17 protein-coding genes are annotated in these 22,912 nt (G+C 44.7%); 11 read left to right on the top strand and 6 right to left on the bottom strand.

Annotated elements, in window-relative coordinates:
- Positions 1 to 156: 156 nt before the first annotated feature.
- Both JFC07_RS11235 and JFC07_RS11230 read left to right on the top strand, forming a co-directional pair.
- Positions 157 to 1,275, top strand: coding sequence for a DNA polymerase III delta subunit-related protein (locus JFC07_RS11235; RefSeq protein WP_198329071.1), 1,119 nt, complete (start codon positions 157 to 159; stop codon positions 1,273 to 1,275).
- A gap of 42 nt (positions 1,276 to 1,317) precedes the next feature.
- Positions 1,318 to 1,665, top strand: coding sequence for a PilZ domain-containing protein (locus tag JFC07_RS11230; RefSeq protein ID WP_198329070.1), 348 nt, complete (start codon positions 1,318 to 1,320; stop codon positions 1,663 to 1,665).
- Between the two features lie 199 nt (positions 1,666 to 1,864).
- On the opposite strand, the gene ppk2 is transcribed toward JFC07_RS11230, so the two are convergent.
- Positions 1,865 to 2,878 carry a polyphosphate kinase 2 gene (ppk2, locus tag JFC07_RS11225; protein WP_263612369.1) on the bottom strand — a complete coding sequence of 338 codons (1,014 nt, stop codon included), beginning with the start codon at positions 2,876 to 2,878 and terminating at the stop codon, positions 1,865 to 1,867.
- A gap of 242 nt (positions 2,879 to 3,120) precedes the next feature.
- Complete coding sequence (locus tag JFC07_RS11220) at positions 3,121 to 4,695, bottom strand: acetyl-CoA C-acetyltransferase (protein WP_225211676.1); 1,575 nt, start codon at positions 4,693 to 4,695, stop codon at positions 3,121 to 3,123.
- Between the two features lie 768 nt (positions 4,696 to 5,463).
- Here JFC07_RS11220 and JFC07_RS11215 point away from each other — a divergent pair.
- The 4 genes from JFC07_RS11215 to JFC07_RS11200 all read left to right on the top strand — a co-directional run bounded on the left by JFC07_RS11215 (position 5,464) and on the right by JFC07_RS11200 (position 10,286).
- Positions 5,464 to 6,864, top strand: a complete 1,401-nt coding sequence (locus JFC07_RS11215; protein ID WP_198329069.1) for a 3-oxoacyl-ACP reductase — start codon at positions 5,464 to 5,466, stop codon at positions 6,862 to 6,864.
- 334 nt (positions 6,865 to 7,198) lie between these two features.
- Positions 7,199 to 8,113, top strand: coding sequence for a MaoC family dehydratase (locus JFC07_RS11210; RefSeq protein WP_198329068.1), 915 nt, complete (start codon positions 7,199 to 7,201; stop codon positions 8,111 to 8,113).
- A 48-nt stretch (positions 8,114 to 8,161) separates the two neighbouring features.
- Positions 8,162 to 8,689, top strand: coding sequence for a protein tyrosine phosphatase family protein (locus JFC07_RS11205; RefSeq protein ID WP_198329067.1), 528 nt, complete (start codon positions 8,162 to 8,164; stop codon positions 8,687 to 8,689).
- A 178-nt stretch (positions 8,690 to 8,867) separates the two neighbouring features.
- Positions 8,868 to 10,286: a serine hydrolase domain-containing protein gene (locus JFC07_RS11200; protein WP_198329066.1), complete on the top strand. Its 1,419-nt coding sequence runs from the start codon at positions 8,868 to 8,870 to the stop codon at positions 10,284 to 10,286.
- Positions 10,287 to 10,416: 130 nt separating this feature from the next.
- Here the strand turns inward: JFC07_RS11200 and JFC07_RS11195 are convergent, their stop codons facing one another.
- The 3 genes from JFC07_RS11195 to JFC07_RS11185 all read right to left on the bottom strand — a co-directional run bounded on the left by JFC07_RS11195 (position 10,417) and on the right by JFC07_RS11185 (position 14,749).
- The gene (locus JFC07_RS11195; RefSeq protein WP_198329065.1) at positions 10,417 to 11,670 is read right to left on the bottom strand and encodes a cation:proton antiporter; all 1,254 of its coding nucleotides are present in this window, start codon (positions 11,668 to 11,670) and stop codon (positions 10,417 to 10,419) included.
- 212 nt (positions 11,671 to 11,882) lie between these two features.
- The gene (gene ilvD / locus JFC07_RS11190) at positions 11,883 to 13,793 is read right to left on the bottom strand and encodes a dihydroxy-acid dehydratase (protein ID WP_068408234.1); all 1,911 of its coding nucleotides are present in this window, start codon (positions 13,791 to 13,793) and stop codon (positions 11,883 to 11,885) included.
- A 179-nt stretch (positions 13,794 to 13,972) separates the two neighbouring features.
- Positions 13,973 to 14,749 (bottom strand): hypothetical protein, encoded by a 777-nt coding sequence (locus JFC07_RS11185; RefSeq protein ID WP_068408232.1) that lies wholly within the window; start codon positions 14,747 to 14,749, stop codon positions 13,973 to 13,975.
- A gap of 247 nt (positions 14,750 to 14,996) precedes the next feature.
- Between JFC07_RS11185 and JFC07_RS11180 the strand changes: the two genes are divergently transcribed.
- The 5 genes from JFC07_RS11180 (at position 14,997) to JFC07_RS11160 (ending at position 22,246) form a co-directional block, all read left to right on the top strand.
- Positions 14,997 to 15,434 carry an HIT family protein gene (locus JFC07_RS11180; RefSeq protein WP_068408230.1) on the top strand — a complete coding sequence of 146 codons (438 nt, stop codon included), beginning with the start codon at positions 14,997 to 14,999 and terminating at the stop codon, positions 15,432 to 15,434.
- A 297-nt stretch (positions 15,435 to 15,731) separates the two neighbouring features.
- Complete coding sequence (locus JFC07_RS11175; RefSeq protein WP_102076737.1) at positions 15,732 to 17,777, top strand: BCCT family transporter; 2,046 nt, start codon at positions 15,732 to 15,734, stop codon at positions 17,775 to 17,777.
- Between the two features lie 229 nt (positions 17,778 to 18,006).
- Positions 18,007 to 20,046 (top strand): BCCT family transporter, encoded by a 2,040-nt coding sequence (locus JFC07_RS11170; protein WP_198329064.1) that lies wholly within the window; start codon positions 18,007 to 18,009, stop codon positions 20,044 to 20,046.
- Positions 20,047 to 20,156: 110 nt separating this feature from the next.
- A complete protein-coding gene (gene dusB / locus JFC07_RS11165; RefSeq protein ID WP_198329063.1) occupies positions 20,157 to 21,194 on the top strand; it encodes a tRNA dihydrouridine synthase DusB in 1,038 nt (345 codons plus the stop codon).
- A 164-nt stretch (positions 21,195 to 21,358) separates the two neighbouring features.
- Entirely contained in the window at positions 21,359 to 22,246 is an 888-nt protein-coding gene (locus JFC07_RS11160) for an SDR family NAD(P)-dependent oxidoreductase (protein WP_144297610.1), read from the top strand.
- A gap of 221 nt (positions 22,247 to 22,467) precedes the next feature.
- Here the strand turns inward: JFC07_RS11160 and JFC07_RS11155 are convergent, their stop codons facing one another.
- A complete protein-coding gene (locus JFC07_RS11155) occupies positions 22,468 to 22,803 on the bottom strand; it encodes a hypothetical protein (RefSeq protein WP_198329062.1) in 336 nt (111 codons plus the stop codon).
- Positions 22,804 to 22,912 lie beyond the last annotated feature (109 nt).

Here is a 22,912-nt window from a genome sequence, read left to right as displayed (position 1 = left end):
TTTACATCAATTATGGTTACGTCTGATGCCGGCATACTTTTTAGAACACCACCAAGTATTTTATTAAATAGAGTAGGATTGTTTGTTACTCAAAGGTTGTAAGCGTATTGAACGTATTTAAGGTATTGAGCGATGATCGTGAATGAGGTAACTGAAATGACTAGCGCATTGCCTTTGACGGATAATATATATTTTGCACCGCTATTGCCATGGCAAAACGAGCTATGGTCACAGCTGACCAAGCGGGTGTTGATGCCGCAGCAGTCTTTGCCGCACGCGCTTTTAGCCGCTGGTATGCAGGGCATGGGCAAGCGCGCTTTTGTTTGGCGTTTGGTGGCGTGGTTATTATGCCGAGAGCGCGAGCACAATCCGCTTGGCGCTTGCGGTATTTGCGAGAGTTGTCAATGGCTCAGATCGGGGACGCATCCAAGCTTACAAGTTCTGCCACTTATTAGTATGCCAGTCAGTGCCGAACATGCTGATGCTAAACAAGCAGCAACTAACAGCGCAAAAGACAAAAAATCTGCCAAAGCTGCTAATAACGCTGCGTTAAAAATAAAGGTCGATGATATCCGTGCTCTGCAGCCATTTATTTATCAAGGCGGGCAGGGCATGCGGATATGTGTGCTAGATTACGCAGAGCAAATGACCATTGCAGCTGCTAATGCGTTGCTCAAAACCTTGGAAGAGCCGCAAGCCCAAGTACATTTATTCCTCATCAGTGATACTCCGGCACAGCTGTTACCCACGATTAAAAGCCGTGTTCAGCAGTTGGCACTACAGACCATTGAACCTGCTGTTGCAGTTGACTATGTGACTCATGCTTTAGGCAGTACGGTCAATCGTGAGGCGGTCGGCACAGCGGCCATTGAGCAGCTGATACAGTTGGCAAATGGCGCGCCTTTAGCCGCGGTCGCCCTTGCGCAAGCACCATGGTATAGCAAGCGCGCACTATGGCTGACAACGTGGCAAGCGCTGCGTAGCGGCAAGCGTAGTAGCATAGCGGCAAGCGACTATTGGCAGACCCAGCTTAGTATAAGCGAGTTTATTCAATTGTCGGAGCTAATGCTCGTTGATATACGCCGCGTATGCTTGGGTCTTGATGCGCTGCAAAAGGATATTGATTTACCAGCGTCTTTACACAGTCATCAACCTACTGAAAGCGGGTTAGAGGTCTTTATAAATAGTATGCAAGAAATAAAAACCGCTCTACAACAAAATGTGCAAGAAAAATTCGCTTATGATAAGCTGATGCAAGAATTGGCTTATTTATAAATCAGATTAAAAAATAAACCTCACTTATAAAGGAAGCGGACTATGGCAATGCCAGGACGTGGCGGGATTTTAACCTGTCATATTGAAGATATGGAAACCTTATACGCAAGCTACTTATCCTTTGTGACCAATGGCGCATTATTTGTGCCGTCTGATAAAACCCAAAAGCTGGGCGATGAAGTGTTTATTGTTGTCACTTTGCCCAATTCTAGCGAACGCTTACCGATGAATGGTAAAGTGGTTTGGATCAATTCAAAAAGCCAAAGCGGCCGTCCAGCGGGTTTTGCGGTGCAAATAGGCACTGATGTCGCTGGGCTAAGAATCAAAAACGAGGTCGAGCGCTTATTGGCCGGTAAGCTTGATAGCTTGCAGTCGACTTATACGATGTAGTGTTTTTACAGAGCTTGAAATGTATTTGCTATTAGCATAATAAATTTAGCGAAAAATAAAAAAGCAGCCGTTATATTTATAAGGCTGCTTTTTTTATGCGGCATATTTTATTGAATGATATAGTGAGTGAAAAGTAACATAGATATCAGCAATACCGTCGCATTTTTAGAATATTTTGACTATACGTGCATGCATTTAGCTAATAGCGTGGTGGCACGTACATATCATCGGGAATTGGCTCGCGGTAATATTCATCATCGCGCTTGCGTTCGGGCAATTCAATCTCATCGCGCGGTACTTCTTTATAGGGGATTTGCTCAAGTAAATGAGCGATACAGTTTAGCCGAGCGCGTTTTTTATTATTGCCTTCGACCACCCACCACGGCGCTTCAGGGATATGGGTGCGCTCAAACATGGTCTCTTTGGCTTTGGTATAATCCTCCCAGCGCCGACGTGATTGTAAGTCCATCGCTGACAGCTTCCACTGCTTAAGTGGGTCATGAATCCGGCTCATAAAGCGCGAATGCTGCTCGTCATCGGTAATCGAAAACCAGTATTTGACCAAGCGAATACCTGAGCGCACCAGCATACGCTCAAATTCAGGCACCGATTGGAAAAACTCTTCGTACTGGGCATCGGTACAAAATCCCATGACGCGCTCAACGCCCACACGGTTATACCAGCTGCGATCAAACAAGACAATCTCGCCAGCGGCGGGCAAGTGCGCTACATAACGCTGGAAATACCACTGCGACTGTTCGCGTTCGGTTGGTGCGGGTAGCGCAGCAACGCGGCAAACACGCGGGTTTAGACGCTGAGTGATACGCTTGATAGCGCCACCTTTACCCGCAGAATCGCGCCCTTCAAATATCACCACAATGCGCTCGCCGTATTCGACCACCCAATCTTGCAGTTTGATAAGCTCTCGCTGTAGTCGCAGTAATTCTTCAAAATAAGTACGCCGATCGAGCTTTTCTTGCTCACTCATCGCGCGGCCATCAAAACGAAAGTCGCGCACGTAATCGTCTATCTCATTTTCCAGCTCTTCGTCATAGCTGTCGATCAAATCTTGATGCATTTTGCGTCGCAGCTCATCGCCAAACACTTCTTTATCCATACGGGTAATAAAGCTGTCTTGTTCGAGTGCTGACCGCGCTTGCCGCTTTGAGGTATTTAAGGTTTGTCGGTCAATCGATGAGGGACCTTTGCTCATAATAAGCTCCTAAGCAATATTTTTAAGGTTATTATTCATTATGATAGTTCTATATGTGGTTTATTACTCTAGCACATTTACAATAACGCTATGAGTATGCCGTGTTTACTTGTTGCAGTCTTTTTCATACTTTTTTCAGCCCCAAAAAAAACACCCTTTAATCGTTGGATTAAAGGGCGTATTAAAAGCTTAACGCTATTTATTTAACTAATGGCTTATTGCTAATTACATCAGTGAGAATTCTATTTCTCTAAGATGCAAGTAACGCCTTGACCGCCAGCGGCGCAGATTGAGATAAGCGCGCGACCTGAACCTTTTTGGTCTAACAATTTGGCAGCAGTGGCTAGGATACGACCACCGGTTGCGGCAAATGGATGACCTGCGGCAAGTGATGAGCCATTGACGTTTAGCTTGCTACGATCGATAGAGCCTAGTGGCGCATCAAGACCCAAACGCTCTTGACAGAACTTCTCATCTTCCCAAGCTGCTAGCGTTGATAACACTTGTGAGGCAAACGCTTCATGAATTTCATAGAAGTCAAAATCTTGCAGCGTTAAACCAGCGCGCTCAAGCATACGCGGTACCGCATAAGCTGGCGCCATGAGTAAACCTTCTTTATCGCCAGATTTACCGATAAAGTCAACGGCAGCCGTTTCTTGATGAACGATATACGCTAGTGGCTTAAGACCACGCTCTTTGGCCCATTCGTCATTAGCCAATAGCACACAAGAGGCGCCATCGGTTAGCGGCGTAGAGTTAGCGGCTGTCATGGTTGGGTTGGCGTTCTTTTTACCAAACACGGGTTTGAGTTTAGCAAGCTTGTCTAACGTCGTATCTGGGCGCAAGTTGTTATCGCGCGTCAAACCTTTGTATGGCGTGATGAGGTCGTCAAAGAAACCTTCGTCATACGCGCGTGCTAGATTCTTATGGCTGTTAAAGGCAAGCTCATCCTGATCTTCACGGCTGATGTTCCACTCAAGGGTGGTAATCGCTTGATGGTCACCCATGGATAAACCCGTACGCGGCTCGCCATTTTGTGGTGAGTCGATCAAATCTTTAGGATTTAAACCCATTAGCGCTTTTAGACGTTGTTTGTTGTCTTTAGCCGCGCCCAATTTGATTAGCACTTTACGTAAGCCATCGCCAACCGCGATAGGGGCGTCAGAGGTGGTATCCACACCGCCAGTAATCGCCGAATCAATGATACCAAGGGCGATTTTATTAGCAGAAGCAAAGGTTGCTTGTAAGCCAGTACCGCAAGCTTGTGAGATATCGTACGTTGGTGTATGTGGGTTCAAGGCAGTACTTAGCGTTGCTTCACGCGTCAAGTTGATATCACGGCTCAATTTCATCACCGCACCAGCAACGACTTCACCGACTTTTTCGTCCTGTAAGTTAAAACGTTCAACCAAACCATCTAATGCTGCAGTTAGCATGTCAGTATTGCTGTCATCAGAATAAGCACCGTTTGAGCGCGCAAACGGGATACGGTTGCCACCTAGGATAGCGACGCGATGTTGACCCGAGCTCAGGCCAGTTTTGCTCGATTCTTTAGCGGTCGTAGCAGTTGTTTTTGTACTAGCTGTGTCAGTCTTTTTATTGGCATCTTTAGCCGCACTATCATCTTTAGTAGCGGTAGTGCTTCTGCTGTCTTTTGAGCTTTTTTCAGCGGTGCTCTCCTTTTTTGAATCATCTTTTTTAGACTCGTCTTTCTTAGAATTATCTTTATTAGAGCTGTCTGTTTTCGTATCCGCTGCTTTTGTATCAGACTTTTTATCGTCCGCTTTTTTTGGCTCAGCCGCTTTTGAATTTGCCATTGTGTCAAAAACATTTGGCTGCTTGGCGTCTTCAGTTGTTGCTTTTTTAGTTGCTGCGTCAGTCGCTGTTTCGGTATTTTGGCTATCACCAGCTTTTACGACGGTCGTTTCAACAACAGGGCTATCAGGGTGATTGTTTTTAGTACTCATAATATTATCCTTAAAAAATATGGGTAGAAGATAAAAGGGAAAAACAAAATAAAAATAAAAGAGAAAAACATAGTACACGGCAGAGAAGGTTAGCATAAGGCGCTTTTTACGCGCTTACTGTATCTCTTTAGCAAACGATGTGACGCTAATTTTAAGCTCATGCCTTCAATGCTAACTATCAAACGCTACTGATTATACTGGTTAGTATTGATTAATAACATTGCATAACGGCGCTTTTGATAATATATTGTTATCTATAAATGCATTTGCCATAACTTATACGTTAGATTTTAACATAAGTGGGGTGTTTTTAAGGCGAGAAAAAGTTGCTATCTTGTATACTGGCTTGTCTACAGATTATGATAGACAGGCGCAGCTTTTGGACTTGTTTTGCATGGAAGTGTATAGTTAGAGCAGTTTTTAACCTGTTTACTCATATTAATAATTTTGGTGGTGTTCTAAAAAGTATGCTGGCTATAAAAGTCAATAAAAAATCTATGCTAAGTTTACTGATTCTATAGGGCTTTCAAGGCTTTAAAAATTGTTCAAATTTTAATCAGCATACTTTTTAGAACACCACCATAATTTTTTTCTTCTCATTAATTATAGGATTATATTATGTCAGACCGTTATGGTGATTTTGTGCAGTCTTCTATTGGCCGAAAAGTGGCAAAAAACCTAGGCTTGCCAATGCCAGTAGAGCTAGACCGTTTTGATAGTGGACAGCCATCAGTACGCGGTAGTGTATTGGTTGGCCGTGCTGATGGCGACAATACTGCCATCAGCGAATCAGTTGCCCGTATTTTGTCAGACCTGCACGCTGATGTATTTGTAAACAGCCGTGATGCGGTAAAAGACGCACTGGCTGATGCAGGCGTGAAAGCCAAAGCCAATACCGGCGGCGATGACAAATTTAAAGTTTTATTGTTTGATGCCAGCAATATCAGCAATGCTGATGAGCTCAAACAAGTGTATGAGTTCTTTCATGCCGTGGCGCGCCGCGTTGAAAAATCAGGTCGCGTTATCGTTATTGGTCGTCCACCAGAAGATCTAACAGATATTGAAGCGGCATTGGCGCAGCGCTCGCTTGAAGGTTTTGTGAAATCTGTTGGTAAAGAGTTTAAGCGCGGTATCACCGCCCAGCTTATCTACGTGGCAGAAGGCGCTGAAAAGAACCTAGACTCAACGTTACGCTTCTTTGCCTCAGCGCGCTCAGCTTATGTGTCAGGACAAGTGGTACGTGTGACTAATGGCGCCAACGTTGATGTCGATTGGACGCAGCCTTTAGGCGGTAAAACTATGCTGGTCACTGGCGCAAGTCGCGGTATCGGTGAAGCCATCGCTCGTGTGTTGGCACGCGAAGGCGCCCATGTTATCTGTCTTGATGTACCGCAGCAGCAAGCGGACTTACAAAAAGTCGCCAGCGAAATCAGTGGTTCAGTATTAACCGTTGATATCACTAGTGAAGATGCGGGCAAAGAAATCGCAGAAGCGGCGCAAAAGCGTGGCGGTTTAGATGCCGTTATTCATAATGCTGGCGTGACCCGTGATAAGACACTGGCAAAAATGGATGAGAAAAAGTGGGACATGGTCATCAACATCAACTTGGGCAGTATTGCCAAGCTAAACCGCTACTTGCTCGATAATGATGTGCTAAAAGACCATGCACGTATCGTCTGCGTTTCATCTATCTCAGGTATCGCTGGTAATCTAGGTCAAAGTAACTATGCCACCTCTAAAGCGGGCGTCATTGGTTTGGTAAATGCGACTGCTAAGCAGCTAGAAGATGGCTCTAAAGGCATGACTATCAACGCTGTAGCGCCAGGATTTATCGAAACGCAAATGACAGAAGCGATTCCGTTTGCCATTCGTGAAGCTGGTCGTCGTATGAACTCAATGAGCCAAGGCGGCTTACCAATCGACGTTGCTGAAACCATTGCATGGCTTGCGTCACCAGCTTCTGGTGGTCTAAATGGCAATATCGTACGTGTTTGCGGTCAAAGCTTGTTGGGTGCATAGCTTGTTGGATGCATACTCAGTAAAATAGAGGCAGAATACTGCTCGATAAATGACTAAATCATAGTGAGCAAGCCTGTATTAAGTAAGTAGGGTGTATGAGGTTTTTAAATGGACCTCACATATGCTTACGAAAAATTGCTGATAAATTGTAATAAAGCTGCCCAAGGGTGGCTTTTTTATGATAAAAACAGGTATGAATAAAAGCATGTGCCAGTAAAAGAGCCGATAAACAAAACAGTAAATGAACCAGCAGATAAACGCATGCATCGCCGTTTACAGGTAGCCAGATAATTTGCTCCAGCCTCAGTTAGCTTAACCCCATTTAGGATTTATTATGTCAGACAAACATTATGATGCGTTGCCAAAAGCGCATACCACCTATGCCAATATCGTCAAGAGCTTATTGCCTATTGGTAATAACGAAAAGGTCAGCCGCGATCAGTTGCCACAAGCGACGTATTATGTAGATAATTTGCACATCGACCAAAGCAATCTTGACGATTATCGTAAGATTTGTGGTTTCGCCGACAATGGCAAAATACCGATTACCTATTTTTCTGTTTTATCACAGACGTTACAAATGAATATGATGGTCAAAGAGCCATTTCCCTTTGCCATGCTAGGTTTGGTGCATGTGGATAATAGCGTGACGCAGTATCGTCCTATCGGTGAGCGTGAAACGGTAGCGATGGCGGTGAAGTTTGATAATCTACGCGACCATGCGCAAGGCCAGCAGTTTGATTTTGTCACCACCGTTAAGTCAGACGATGAGGTTATTTGGGAAGGCACTTCTACTTATTTGTCACGTGGCAAAAAATCAGGTAGCAAAGATAAAAAAAGCACGCCGCGTCCAGTGACCGTTAAGCCTTTAGTGAATGAAGAAGGCGTGCACAGTATCTTTGAAGTACCAGAAGATATCGGCCGTCGTTATGCGTTTGTTTCAGGGGATTTTAACCTTATCCACTTGCACCCACTATCGGCACGCGCATTTGGTTTTCCAAAAGCCATCGCCCACGGCATGTGGTCAAAAGCTAAATGTCTAGCCTTGATGGATGAGCTACCAGATGCTTGCACGGTCAATGTATCATTTAAGCTGCCTATCTTTTTGCCAGCAGAAGTAGAGTTGATCGCTGAGCCGATAGCGCAGTTAAAGAGCCCAACCGATACTTGCGAATTTGGCTTATTTAGTGCTAAAAACGACAAGCCGCATCTTGCTGGGGTGATTAAACTGCAAGGCGAAAATCAATAGATTGCGCCATATTTTTAACCTTTATATTTTATTAACCAATTATTCACTATGACTTTACATGACAATGCAACAAGCGTAGCTGAGTCCGATAACTTAGCTACGATAGATGAAGCTACTGCTAAAGATAACGGTATCGATTTAGAAAATATGTTTGAGCCGTATTTTCGCCCTGATGACAACACCATCGTGTGCGGCGCCCTCGACGACGAAAAAGTCGCTGCTTTAGCGGCGGCTGGCGTTGAGTTGGTGCTTAACTTGCAGCCAGATGATGAGCTAAATTTCGATGAGCGCGCGGCGGTAGAGCGCGCTGGTATGTATTACGAGCAGCTGCCTATCAGCGGGGCCAAGGATTTAAAACAGTTAAATATATTGGCGTTTGATAACATCTTGCGTCAGTACCACGGCAAAAAAACCGTCTTGCACTGTGGTTCTGGTAATCGCGCTGGTGCAGCGATAGCATTGCGTGCGGGCTGGTTACGCGGACGCAAAATGGATACGGCAATGGAGCGCGGGCGCAGTCATGGTTTGACGAAGCTGGAAGAAGAGGTTCATAATCGTTTATTGGTTCCACGCTAGACTCATGGCATACTAACCATGTATGGCAAACTGTACGCGCTACATATGAGCGACATGCAACAAAAAAAGGCGACCAATAGGTTGCCTTTTTTATGAGCGAATTTCGTCATTAAGTAGCTAAATAGTTAAGTAGTTTTTTGGATATAAGAAACATTTTTATAAATAAAGCGAGTGAAGAATGAAAAATAATAATGAGAAAGCTAATAATCAAAACGTCAATACGTCTACTAATCCTGTTATGCAGCAAAAATTACAACAATTGCTAACAGATTTGCAGCTTGATGACGCACCAGCGGGTGGGGCTTTAGTTGTTTATCAAGCGGGGCAATGTATTGCTCAAGCCAGTGTCGGGCTAGCGCGCGCGGATTTGTCATGGAGCCCCGATACCCTATCGCTGAATTTTTCAACAGGGAAAGGGGTGTTGGCGACATTGGTGCATGTGTTGGTCTCCGAGCATATGCTTGATTATGACCGAGCGATTGCGGATTATTGGCCTGCTTTTGCCGCACAAAGAAAAGAACAGATTACTTTACGTAGCGTCATGTCGCATCAGAGCAACTTGTTTTCGATTCAAAGTATCGATGTCGATAACGACACAGTGCTCGATTGGCAGCTCATGCTAGAAAAGGTTGCTGCTATGCCAGTAACAGCGCCTGAAGACAGCGCGTTATATGAGAGCGCTTATAGCGCCTTGGTTTACGGTTGGGTACTGGGCGGCGTGATAGAAGCCGTTACCCATATGTCATTAGCCACAGCGCTGCGTCACTATTTGACTGAGCCGCTAGGAATTGCAGACAGCTGTTATTTTGGGGTGCCAGACAATAAAGTAGATGAAGTTGCTCATTTGGTTAAATATTTCCAAAAAGACGAACACGCAGCCCAGCAAATAAGTAATCAGGAGCTGTCGCAAGCGCGCCCTCGCCGTAGCAAACCCGTGTTAAGAGCGGATTCTGAAAATACTTTGCGCATTTATTCAAGCCTACCAAGCTATACTTGTTGGCAAAAAAGAGCGCTAACCAATCAAGCAGGCGAAAATGAAAGCGCAATGGCCGATGAGATGCCTAATTTGGATACAGCAAAAATTAACCGTTTATACTTTAATAACAGCCAGCTTAATCTAAAAAACTATAAATCGGCTCTTGTGTTGGCTAATAAACAACCTATCGATTATTACGATAAACGGACGCTACAAGCCATCATTCCCGCTGCTAACGGCGTAGCGTCAGCGCGAGCATTAGCGACTATTTATGCCATGCTAGCCAATGGCGGTAGCTGGCAGGGGCAGACATTGATTGATGACGCAACATTTAAGCAGCTTTCAACCCCGCAAACCACTGGCATGGATGCGGTGATGCCGGCGAAAATGAACTGGCGCTTGGGCTATCATCGCAGGTTTAGGATTTGTCAAAGTGAAGCTTCTAATATGAGCGCGCAAGGTTTTGGGCACATGGGCTATAACGGTTCGGTTGCGTGGTGTGATCCTGCGCGGCAATTGTCGTTTGCCTTTATCCATAATTTTGATGTAACAATGCTCAATGACGTCCGCCAGTTTGCGCTGACGGAAGCGGTATTAGATTTGATTGACGCTGAAATCTAGTAGATATGCAGCTTTAGCGTACCTCAATATTCTTGTTGCCAGTATGAAAAACAGAAATACAGGTGCTTAAGGGATAAGTAGCAACACTATAACTAACAAAAGTACTGAGGTAGGCGTCCGAAATTACCCACTACCCATGGCGCGGCTTATTAGGCGTGAGCTTAAGCAACCTTGGGGAAATCAAACCATGAATAAAGATAGAGGCCAAAATGACAATTGAGCAGACTATCCAAAGTTTAACAGCGTCTACTTCATCGAAGAAGCCTTGATTGAGGGCGTAAGACAGATAATATAAGGTACCAATACCACGAATACCGAGGGCAGAAATGGCATATTTTTCAGTATAGGGCAGCTTTAATCCTGATAGAGCAATTAATCCGCCAATCGGTCGAATCAATAATAAAAAGGTAAAGCTGACGATATAGACGCGCCATGTCAGCTCAACGCCAGCTTGCAGTCCTTGACCTAAAAACATACCAAAAACCACAAGAACTAAGGACATCAGTAAGCCTTCTGACTGCTCAGCAAAATCGTGCAGCTTTTGGTGATAACTGTGTTCACGCTCCGAGCGCCGAAAAGCAAAGGCGGCGACAAATACTGCAATAAAGCCATAGCTGTGCACATATTCTGCCAAACCATAGGCCAGCAAGGTGAGAGCTATGACGACATAGCCTTGAGAGATGGTGATATTGTGGCAGTATTTTGAAAAGACCAATTTTGCTAGTAATTTACCAACCACAATCCCGACTACCAAACCTGCGCCAATTTTCCACAGCACATCAGTCGTAAACCATTGCCACAGCATTTCACCTGTGAACTGCTGCCCGCCGCTATAAGCTTCCGCGACCTTAATCGCCAGATAAACAAACGGGAACGCCAAACCGTCATTTAACCCTGCTTCTGAGGTCAAGGTAAAGCGCGGTGTATCTTCGCCGCCAGTATTGGGCGGTCCGACTTGGATACTAGAGGCGAGCACAGGATCGGTCGGAGCCAGTACGGCACCGAGCAAGATGGCCGCGCCTAATGTCAAACCAAAAGCATAATAGCCTAAGAGCGCCATGGCAAAAATACCAATCGGCATGGTGATAAGTAGTAAGCGCACAGTCGGGCGCCATAAGTGCCACGACAGCTCAGTATCTATCTTGATACCTGCACCAACCAGCGAAACCAATACCACGATTTCGGTCAGTTTTTCTATGATTAAACCGTTATCCATCGGGTTTAAAAAAGATAAACTGGTCCACCAATAGCCCATGAGTAGACCAAAGCTTACTTGCAGCATGGGCAGCGAGATGGGCGTACGTTTAAAAAGAATAGGAAACAGTGCCCCGAATAAAAAGGCAATACCGCAGACCAATAAGAATAAATTATAGTTTTCAATCATAAGTTTGGTGCACGCTATTTTTTGGTTTTAAAAAGATAAAGTTACAAGAGGTTTAATCGCTATTAATAATGAGCGCAAATGCTTTTTATTACCGCAAAAAAACGTTAACAGAACGGCGGTAGCGTTGTTTTTTGGTGAAAAAAAGCCTGCATGGCGCAGGCTTTGGGTAATTCTATAAGGTTAGTGATAAATCATTGCGTTTACAGATTTATTTAACGCTCAACTTGGCTCACATCACGGACGGCACCCGTATCGGCACTGGTAGTCATAGCTGCATAAGCACGCAGCGCAGGCGAGACGTGACGCTCACGGCTCACAGGCTTCCATGCGTTACGTCCACGCGCTTCCATCTCTTCACGGCGCGCAGCAAGCTCGGCATCGCTGACTTGCATATTGATGGTACGGTTCGGGATATCAATATGAATGGTATCGCCTTCTTGTACTAAACCAATCGCGCCACCTTCAGCTGCTTCTGGGCTGGCGTGACCAATGGATAAGCCTGAGGTGCCGCCAGAGAAACGACCATCTGTGAGCAGCGCACACTCTTTGCCCAAACCTTTAGACTTAAGATAAGTTGTTGGATAAAGCATTTCTTGCATACCAGGCCCACCTTTTGGGCCTTCATAGCGAATGATGACCACATCGCCGGCGACAATTTGGTCATCAAGCACGGCGGCTACGGCAGCGTCTTGTGATTCAAAGATACGTGCGCGTCCGGTAAAGACTAAGATGCTTTCATCGACGCCTGCGGTTTTAACCACGCAGCCGCGCTCAGCAATATTGCCGTATAGTACTGCTAAGCCGCCATCGGTTGAATAGGCATGCTGAGCACTACGAATACAGCCCGACTCACGATTGACGTCAAGGTTTGGCCACTCTTTTGATTGCGAGAAGGCCTGCGTGGTACGGACGCCACCAGGAGCGGCAATATAGCGCGCACGTGCCTCAGTATTATCAGGATTCATGATATCCCATTTATCGATAGCATCTCTCATGCTTGCGCTATGAATGGTTGGGATATCGGTGGTCAGTAAACTGGCACGGTCAAGCTCGGCAAGTAACGCCATCACACCACCAGCACGGTGGACATCTTCCATATGATATTTTTGTGAAGCAGGAGCGACTTTCGACAGGCAAGGGACACTACGGCTTAGGCGGTCAATATCATGCATTTTAAAATCAACTTCCGCTTCATTGGCGGCAGCCAATAGATGCAAGATAGTATTGGTCGAGCCACCCATCGCAATATCTAAGCTCATCGCATTTTCAAAAGCGGCTTTGGTAGCGATAGAGCGCGGTAATACCGAATCATCGTCTTGCTCATAACGGCGCTTGGCCAATGATACAATCGTGCGACCCGCTTCTAAAAACAACTCGCGGCGTAACGAATGCGTGGCTAATAGAGAGCCATTACCCGGCAATGATAAGCCTAATGCTTCGGTCAAGCAGTTCATTGAGTTGGCGGTAAACATCCCAGAGCATGAGCCACAAGTTGGGCAAGCCGAGCTTTCAATGGCCAAAACATCTTCATCGCTGATATTATCGTCAGCGGCATCCATCATGGCATCGACCAAATCAAGCTTACGAATCGCATTGCCTTTACTATCGGTCGTGTGCACATCGCTGCCACCATCATTATTATGGCTATGAGCGACAGTGCTAGCGATGACCTTGCCCGCTTCCATCGGGCCGCCAGAGACGAAAACAACAGGGATATTGAGGCGCATGGCTGCCATCAGCATACCAGGGGTGATTTTATCGCAGTTAGAAATACAGACTAGGGCGTCGGCGCAGTGGGCGTTGACCATATACTCAACCGAGTCTGCAATCAAATCACGGCTTGGTAATGAATACAACATGCCACTATGGCCCATGGCAATACCGTCATCGACCGCAATGGTATTAAACTCTTTTGCCACGCCGCCCGCTTTTTCAATCTCACGCGCCACCAGTTGCCCCAAGTCTTTTAGATGCACGTGACCGGGGACAAACTGGGTAAAGGAGTTGGCAATGGCGATAATCGGTTTGCCAAAGTCGCCATCCGTCATACCCGTTGCACGCCATAGGGCACGCGCACCGGCCATATTACGACCGCCAGTAGAAGTTTTTGAGCGATAATCCATGTGATATTCCTTACAAATAAGCGAGATTTATAAACGTCTGCAGCATCCGCTGTCATACGGATAGTGTGCTTTTTATGCCATGTGAGTACTAGTGAATAATACTAAGGCGTTACCATACCATTAGATATGGATAACTGAAAATCATTAACCAATAATCATAAAGACTTGAGGGTCAATATTTAAACGAGGCGCTCTAAAATAGCGGTCTCAAACCAAGGCAAATCGGCTTTATCGGTTTCAAGTTTGGCGATGACGACTAAGGCGTGAGGCGCTGGCAAGAATTGATAGTCAGGACTGGCAGCAATAGTCAGTAGCTGTTTATCGTTTTCGGCGTGCTCATCAATACTGATAAGTGTTTGCTTAGTATTCTTATAAAGCACATCGATACGACCAAAAAACTGCCACTCTTTAAAAGCAGCAGTAAGCGCATCGGCTTCATCTTTGGTATAAATTTGCTGGGTGTCTTTACCAGTATTGGTCCAATGCAGGCGTACGGCCAATTGCAGCGCTTCGCTAAACACCACCAATGAGCCAATCACTTTGACATGCCAAGGGCTGGTGATTAGCGCCTTATCAATACCGATAAGTTTCGCCGCCTCGTCAGCTGTCATGGGGGTATTAAACTGGGCAAGTAGGGCAGGTGTTAATGGATAAGTCTGTTTAATGCTGTCATCTAAACTGTCGTAATGATACAAAAAGGGCAGTGGCATATCCTGCGTCATGATTTTTTTGCTGATTTTACAATTATGGATACGCCAACTGATTGCCTTATCAGTTAATGCCTCAGCTAAGATAATGGCGTTTGGCTCAATGCTTGACATGGTTGACGGTGCGCTATCTTCAAGCGTTTCATTAACCGCAGTATGATTTCTCATAGTGTCATGAGCGTGGTCGCTATGAGCGTCAGTAGTGTTTGATGATTGGGATAATTGGGTTGGCAAGGCAGTCAAATCCATAAACCTGAGGTGATTAAAATAGAGGATTAATATAACATTTAAAGCGCACGGCTCGCCAATAAATTAATCGTATCACTTATAGAATTGTTGATAGCAAAACCCAGTAAAATTGAAAGTGGCTAGTGAATGTATCAGCCACTTGTACTCAATCCAAATTTCGTCCACTATATTTGCTGAGCTATTTACTCTTTAGTACTGACAACCAATTGATGACAACTAATTACTAATAAAAGGTTAAGGAATAAAAATGAGTCAAGATACCCAAACCAAATACGATGATAATAATATCTTTGCCAAAATGCTTAACGGTGATATCCCTTATCATAAAGTTTATGAGAATGACAAAACCCTCGCCTTTATGGATATCATGCCGCAAGCAAAAGGTCATGTACTGGTCATTCCTAAGCAAAAAGCCGTTGATTTAGTCGATCTTGAACCAGAATATGCCGCAGCAGTACTGATGACGTCCAAAAAAGTCATGCAAGCGCAGCGTCAAGTATTCGAGCGTGAGGGTATTATTCAAATGCAGTTAAATGGCGCACAAGCCGGACAAACTGTTTTTCATTACCATGTGCATCTAATTCCATCGAGCATTCATGAGCTAGGTCGTCATGCGGTCACGCAAGCAGATCAAAGTGAGCTTGCTGAGATGGCGAAACAGTTAGCAGGCGCTATTAATCCTTAATGTCTTAAATTGACCATTCATAATGCAATCATCAAAAAAAAGGCAGCTAACAAGTTGCCTTTTTTATTGCTGAGTAATAGTCATGTAACAAACGTTAAAATAGTGTTACGAGTCAGGCACTTGCCTAGGGTTTTTGCAGAGAGTGTGATAAAAATTATATTTGTTTTATAAACGGTTTAATAAGAGCCGAACGAGATACTGCCTCTATTCATACAAATTTATAAAGTAGGCGATCTTACTTCTCTTGTTGTATTTAGCTTTCATATTTATTGTTATTTTTTGAGGACATCATTTTTTATGAGTAAATTACCTCGCTCTACTATTTTGTTGCCAGTATTCGTGCCAGCCGCAACCATTATGTTGTTATTAGTGATTGGCACAGCCCTCAACCCTGAAGCTGCGGGTGAGTTGTTCAGCAAAGTTCTGGCTTTTACCACCGATACTTTCGGATGGTTTTATATGTTGGCAGTTGCCATATTTTTGATGTTTATTATTGCCTTAGCCTTCTCGCCGTATGGCAGTATTAAGTTGGGCCCTGACCACGCGGATGCTGAATATAACTTCCTTGAATGGTTTGCCATGCTATTCTCAGCGGGGTATGGCATTGCCTTACTGTTTTATGGCGTTGCAGAGCCAGTATTACATTTCGCCAGTCCACCCCTGTCCACACCGCAAACTATTGCAGCTGCAAAAGAGGCGATGCAAATTGCTTATTTTCACTGGGGTTTTCATATTTGGGCGATTTATGGTGTGGTTGGCTTGTCACTAGCGTATTTCTCGTTTCGGCATGGTCTGCCATTGTCCGTGCGCTCAACGCTCTATCCACTAATCGGTGACAAAATCCATGGTCCTATCGGGCATACCGTTGATGTGTTTGCGATCGTCGGTACTATGTTTGGTATCGCCACCAGTTTGGGATTATCGGTCGCGCAAATTAATGCGGGTCTAAATTATTTGTTACCAAATACGGTGCCAGTTAGTACCACGGTGCAAGTTATTATCATTGCGTTGGTGACGGCGGCGGCACTCGTTTCTGTATTAGCCGGTATGGACAAAGGGGTAAAGCGCCTATCTATCTTAAATATGGTGCTTGCCACTGCTTTGATGTTATTTGTGTTTATTGTTGGGCCTTCAGTATTTATTCTAAATGCCTTTATGGAAAACACAGGCAGCTATTTGGGCAATATCGTCGAGCGTACCTTTAGTTTACAAGCATACCAATCGAGTGATTGGATCGGTAGCTGGACACTATTTATTTTTGCATGGACCATTGCTTGGGCGCCTTTTGTTGGGCTATTTATCGCCAAAATTAGTCGTGGTCGTACCATTCGTGAGTTTGTCCTTGGCGTGATGCTAGTGCCAACGCTGTTTACTTTCTTTTGGTTCTCTGTATTTGGTGACACCGCTCTGCATATGATTATGGTCGATGGTTATGAGGCGCTGATTAGTGAAGTGCAAAACAACCAAGCTATTGCATTATTTAAGCTGTTAGAGCAATTACCATTTACCCAGATTGTCTCGTCATTGACCGTGGTGTTAATCATCACCTTTTTTGTGACCTCATCGGATTCGGGCTCATTAGTGATTGACTCGCTCGCGGCGGGTGGACGTAGCGATACGCCATGGTGGCAGCGTACGTTTTGGGTCGTCACTGAGGGTGCAGTCGCTGCAGTGTTACTTATTGCAGGTGGTTTGAGTGCATTACAAACTGCCGCTATCGTCAGTGCTTTACCGTTTGCGGTGATTATTTTGATCTCGACCTTTGGCATGTGGCGCGCGCTGCGTATCGAAGGTCATCGTAATGAGAGTTTGGCCAACGACAATCATTTACCGCCGCATTTATTGAAATTGGATGCTTGGCGCGACCGCATTGATTATATGACCAATCAGCCAACGCGCGATAAAGTTCTGGGTTATATCAAAGGTACAGTGTTATCGTCGATGCATGAGGTGGCAGAGAAATTTGCCGAAACAGGTTGGTTACCTGAGGTTAATTATGATGAGGTTAATGATCGCGCGGTACTGGAATTAAGACGCGGGGATAATGTGGAGTTCTGGTACGAAGTGCGGTTGTCAGAGCATGAGGTGCCTGATTATTACACCGAAGATATGGCCAATGAATTACCACAAGAGCATCACCATCGCGCCGAAGTCTATTTGCGCCGTGGTGGTCAGACTTATGATCTATATGGCTATCAGTCTGAATCGGTGATTAATGACATTATCGATCAATTTGAAAAGTATCTACACTTTGTCAATGTTTCGCCAAATATCTTGCCATGGCGTATGCAGCAACATGATGATGACATCACGCTGGAGCAAGGCAGTGTGTTCGATAAATAAATGTGTATTCGTGTGATAAAAAAGGCAGCTAAGCAGCTGTCTTTTTTCGTTAAATAGCGATGTTTTTCAATATTAATAAACAAAGCAATATTTTTTACCATCATTAGGTAATGTAACTATTGGCTCAGTGATTTAAAATTTATTTGAATAACTGGGCGTTATATAACAATATTAGACGCATACCTAAATTAGACGCATACCCAAATTTAAGATTTTTTGAGTATTTTTTATGAGTAAACCTCGCTCTACTATTTTGATGCCAGTATTTATACCGACGGCCATTGTCATGTTATTGCTGGTAGTGGGGACATCGGTCAACCCACAGCTGGCGAGTGGTTTGTTTGTCCAAGTACTAGAGTTTACCACCGAGACATTCGGCTGGTTTTATATGCTAGCAACCGCGCTGTTTTTGATGTTTGTGGTGGTGCTCGCATTTTCGCCTTATGGCAGTATCAAACTAGGGCCTGACCATGGTGAGGCACAGTACAATTTTATTGAATGGTTTGCGATGTTGTTTTCGGCAGGGTACGGGATTGCTTTGCTATTTTATGGGGTAGCGGAGCCAGTGACGCATTTTGCCTCGCCGCCGCTATCAGAGCCACAAACTATAGCTGCGGCAAAAGAAGCCATGCAGATTGCTTACTTCCATTGGGGTTTTCATATTTGGGCAATTAATGGCGTGGTCGCTTTAACCTTGGCGTATTTTGCTTTTCGTCACGGTTTGCCGCTATCGATGCGCTCGACGCTGTATCCCATCATCGGTGAAAAAATTCATGGACCTATTGGTCATGCGGTTGATGTGTTCGCCATTTTGGGTACTTTATTTGGTTTGGCCACCAGTCTTGGCATTTCAGTGTCGCAAATAAATACGGGACTCCATTACCTATTACCAAGCATTCCAGTCAATACAACCGTGCAAGTAATCGCCATTGTCTTGATTACGGGGTTGGCCTTGATATCAGTGCTTGCAGGTATGGATAAAGGAGTCAAACGCTTATCTATCTTAAACATGATACTGGCAACGGCGCTGATGCTGTTTGTATTTGCGGTAGGGCCGACGATATTTATTCTCAACGCCTTTATGGAAAACACGGGTAGTTATCTAGGTAATATTGTCGAGCGTACCTTTAGTCTGCAGGCGTATCAGCAAGGCGATTGGATTACCAGTTGGACGCTATTTATTTTTGCGTGGACGATTTCTTGGTCGCCTTTCGTCGGTATTTTTATTGCCAAAATTAGTCGTGGTCGTACCATTCGCGAGTTTATCGTTGGCGTGATGCTAGTACCTACCATCTTTACTTTCTTTTGGTTTGCGGTGTTTGGTGATACAGCACTAAATATGATTATGATTCAAGGCTATGAATCGCTGATTACTGAAGTGCAAAATAACCAAGCGATTGCATTATTTAAACTGCTTGAGAATCTACCGTTTACCCAAGTGGTATCTGTACTGGCTGTGGTACTTATCATTACCTTTTTTATCACCTCATCCGATTCAGGTTCATTGGTGATTGACTCGCTCGCAGCGGGCGGCCGTAGTGATACGCCGGCATGGCAGCGTACGTTTTGGGTATTGATACTTGGCGTTGTTGCCTCGGCGTTGCTCTTAGCAGGTGGCCTGCAAGCGCTGCAAACAGCGGCAATTGTTAGCGCCTTGCCCTTTACGATTATTATTTTGATTGCGATGTTTGGCATGTGGCGAGCGCTGCGTATCGAAGGTCATCGCAATCAAAGCCTGGCCAGTGACAATCATCTGCCGCCGCATCTGTTGAAACTAGATGCATGGCGTGACCGCATTGACTATATAACCCAGCAGCCAACGCGCGATAAAGTTTTGGGTTATATTAAAGGAACGGTTTTATCGTCGATGCATGAGGTTGCTGAAAAGTTTGCAGAAACGGGTTGGTTGCCTGAGGTGAATTTTGATGAAGTCAATGACCGCGTGGTATTTGAGCTCAGGGGCGGCGATAACGTCGAGTTTTGGTATGAAGTGCGTTTGTCAGAGCATGAAGTACCAGATTATTATACGGAAGAGATGGCGAGTAAACTGCCGCAAGAGCATCATTATCGGGCGGAAGTTTATCTACGCCGCGGCGGGCAAACCTATGACTTATATGGCTATCAATCAGATTCAGTGATTAACGATATTATTGATCAGTTTGAAAAATATTTGCACTTTATTAATATATCTCCTGACATTTTGCCGTGGCGTATGCAAGTACATGATAATGATATTACCTTAGAGCAGGGCAGTGTTTTTGATAAATAGGCATTTTTTCCTTGACGTGCGCTAAGCAAATGATTGCCTCTATCACTTGCAATAAAGTTAAGAACCCTTAGAATAACGGCTTGTTTTCACTACGAATCAAGCCGTTTTTTATGCTTATAAATAATCCCGTGTCTAATCAAGCATCAGCAGAAGCTAATAATGACCATCCTTTATTGCAGCCCTTGGTTATTGGCGGCTTGACGATTGAAAATCGTCTGATGGTCGCCCCGATGGCTGGCGTGACGGATAATCCGTTTCGTAGACTTTGTAAATCCTTTGGCGCAGGGCATGCCGTTAGTGAGATGATCATCGCTGATACTGCACTTTATGCGCGCAAAAAATCGCTCTACCGCGCCAATTTTGATAACGAAATAGCGCCTATTTCTGCGCAGATAGCGGGCGCAGAACCGGATAAATTGGCAGAAGCGGCACGTTATCAGATTGATAATGGCGCGCAGATTATTGATATCAATATGGGCTGCCCGGCCAAAAAAGTGTGCCGTAAATTGGCAGGATCTGCGCTCTTGCAAGACGAAGATTTGGTCGCGCGCTTACTGGATGCGGCGGTAGGAGCCGTTGATGCTCCTGTGACCTTAAAAACGCGTTTGGGGTTTGAAAATGGCCGCGAAAATATTTTGCGCGTGGCCAAGCGAGCAGAGCAGGCGGGTATTGCTGCGATTGCCATTCATGGTCGAACGCGTGAGGATATGTATACTGGGGAAGCGCGTTATGAGCTGATTCGCGAAGTCAAAGAAAGCATTAATATTCCTGTGATTGCCAATGGCGATATCGATAGCGCGCAAAAAGCGCAGCGTGTCTATGAGCTGACCGGTTGTGATGCGGTGATGATAGGGCGTGCTGCGCAAGGGCAGCCGTGGATATTTCGCGATATCGAGCATTTTTTGCGCTCAGGAGAAGTGCTTGCTGCACCTAGTGTGAGCGAGATAAAAGAGATTGTCCTAGCGCATTTGCAAGAGCTATATGAGTTTTACGGCGAATATTCAGGCTGCCGAATTGCTCGCAAGCACATTGCGTGGTATACCACCGGCATCCCTAATTCCAACGCTTTTCGCCAAGCCATGTATGGTGAAGAGAGTACCGCTGGGCAGTTTCGCGTGGTCGAAGACTTTTTACATGCTAATCAATAGGTAGTGAAAGTCAACTGCCGAGCATAAATTGTTCAACAATTCAGTAAATAAAAGTATCCGACGAGTTAAAGTGTTTTTATTGCTGATTTATTCCCTTTATTCTATATTTCTTTGCTATGATTTAGACAAATATTAACGAAAGTCTAATTTTAAAAGGATTTTTTATGGCTAACCCTTCAAAAAAAGCAATCAGAAAAGCGGTTAAAGACAAAAACGTGATTATCACAGGAGCATCCAGCGGTATCGGCGAGCGTACAGCCTATCTGCTCAGTGAATGCGGCGCGCATGTTATCTTGTTGGCGCGTACCGAAGACAAATTAAAGGCTGTTAAAGACAGTATCGAGGAGTTTGGTGGTAAGGCTACTTACTATCCTTGTGACTTGACCAATATGGATGCTATCGAATCAGTTAGCGCACAAATTTTGGCAGATTTCGGTCATGTAGACGTCTTGGTCAATAACGCGGGTCGCTCAATTCGTCGCTCGGTGCACGAGTCTATAGATCGTTTCCATGATTTTGAGCGTACCATGGATATCAATTACTTTGGCGCCGTTAAAATAGTGCTTGGATTTTTGCCGACGATGATTGAACGTCAGACTGGTCAAATTGTTAATATATCATCGATTGGTGTGCTGGCGAATAGCCCGCGTTTTGCCGCTTATGTCGCTTCAAAATCGGCATTGGATGCCTTTAGTCGCTGCTTGGCTGCTGAAGTAAAAGGCGATAATGTCACCATTACCAATATCTTTATGCCATTGGTGCGTACGCCGATGATTGAGCCCACTAAGTTATACCGCTACATGCCTGCGCTTATGCCGGATGAGGCGGCGATGATGGTTGCCAAAGCGATTGTCCATAAACCAAACAGTATTGCCAGTAACATGGGTAAATTTGCCTCAGCGACTTACTCATTAGCACCAGCAATTAACGTTGGTATTCAATCGATGGGTTATCGTATTTTCCCAAGTACTCGTGCTGGATTGACTAGCAATAAAAAACCAAACCTTGCTCAGCGTGCCTTTGCTAGAATTTTACCGGGTGAGCATCACTAAGATAACATGTCTGATGAATTTAAAAAAAGAGATGCTACGGTATCTCTTTTTTAATGTCTTGAAGTTATTCGTAATTTATATGAATTGGTAGGCGGCGAGGTTTATTTACCATAACGCCCGTTATGAGAATAAGATAAAAGTTATTAATGTGAAAGGCCAGCTTAATCTTTAGATTAAGCTGGGATTGGCTCGCGGTTTTTATTGAAAAATACTCTTAGTAATTATTGTGGGTAATTATGCGTCCAACCCTCTGCTACAATTTCCTTAACCGCTTGATCATAATGCTCTGGTAGTAAATTATTTCTGTAGTAAATACTCTCTATGAGCTCTTCTGTAGTTAACCCACCTTTTAAACTATTAATCATTCTCTGATACGGCTCGCGAACTTCAGGCCATGACAACTCATCGCCCAGTACTCGACCAACATAAGTCATCATATAACTTTGAAAGGAAAAAGGCTTCTCTATTTTACCCTGTATAGCTAGACGGTATATAGGCTCGAAGGCTTCTAATACTGGTTTAATAACTTGTGTTTCCTTACTTACAGCTTTACTCACATCTTCGTCTGTCCATTGATCACGATATGTAGAGAAAGCCCCTATAATACCTTCCCCCCTATGGCAGGATAGTTGTCACCCCTAAATAATAATTCCAAAGGGGACAATG

Origin of the sequence: Psychrobacter faecalis (assembly GCF_016107575.1) — a bacterium.
GTDB lineage: Bacteria > Pseudomonadota > Gammaproteobacteria > Pseudomonadales > Moraxellaceae > Psychrobacter > Psychrobacter faecalis.
The sequence above is the reverse complement of the archived record's forward strand: the minus strand, read 5'-3'. Positions and strand labels throughout refer to the sequence as shown.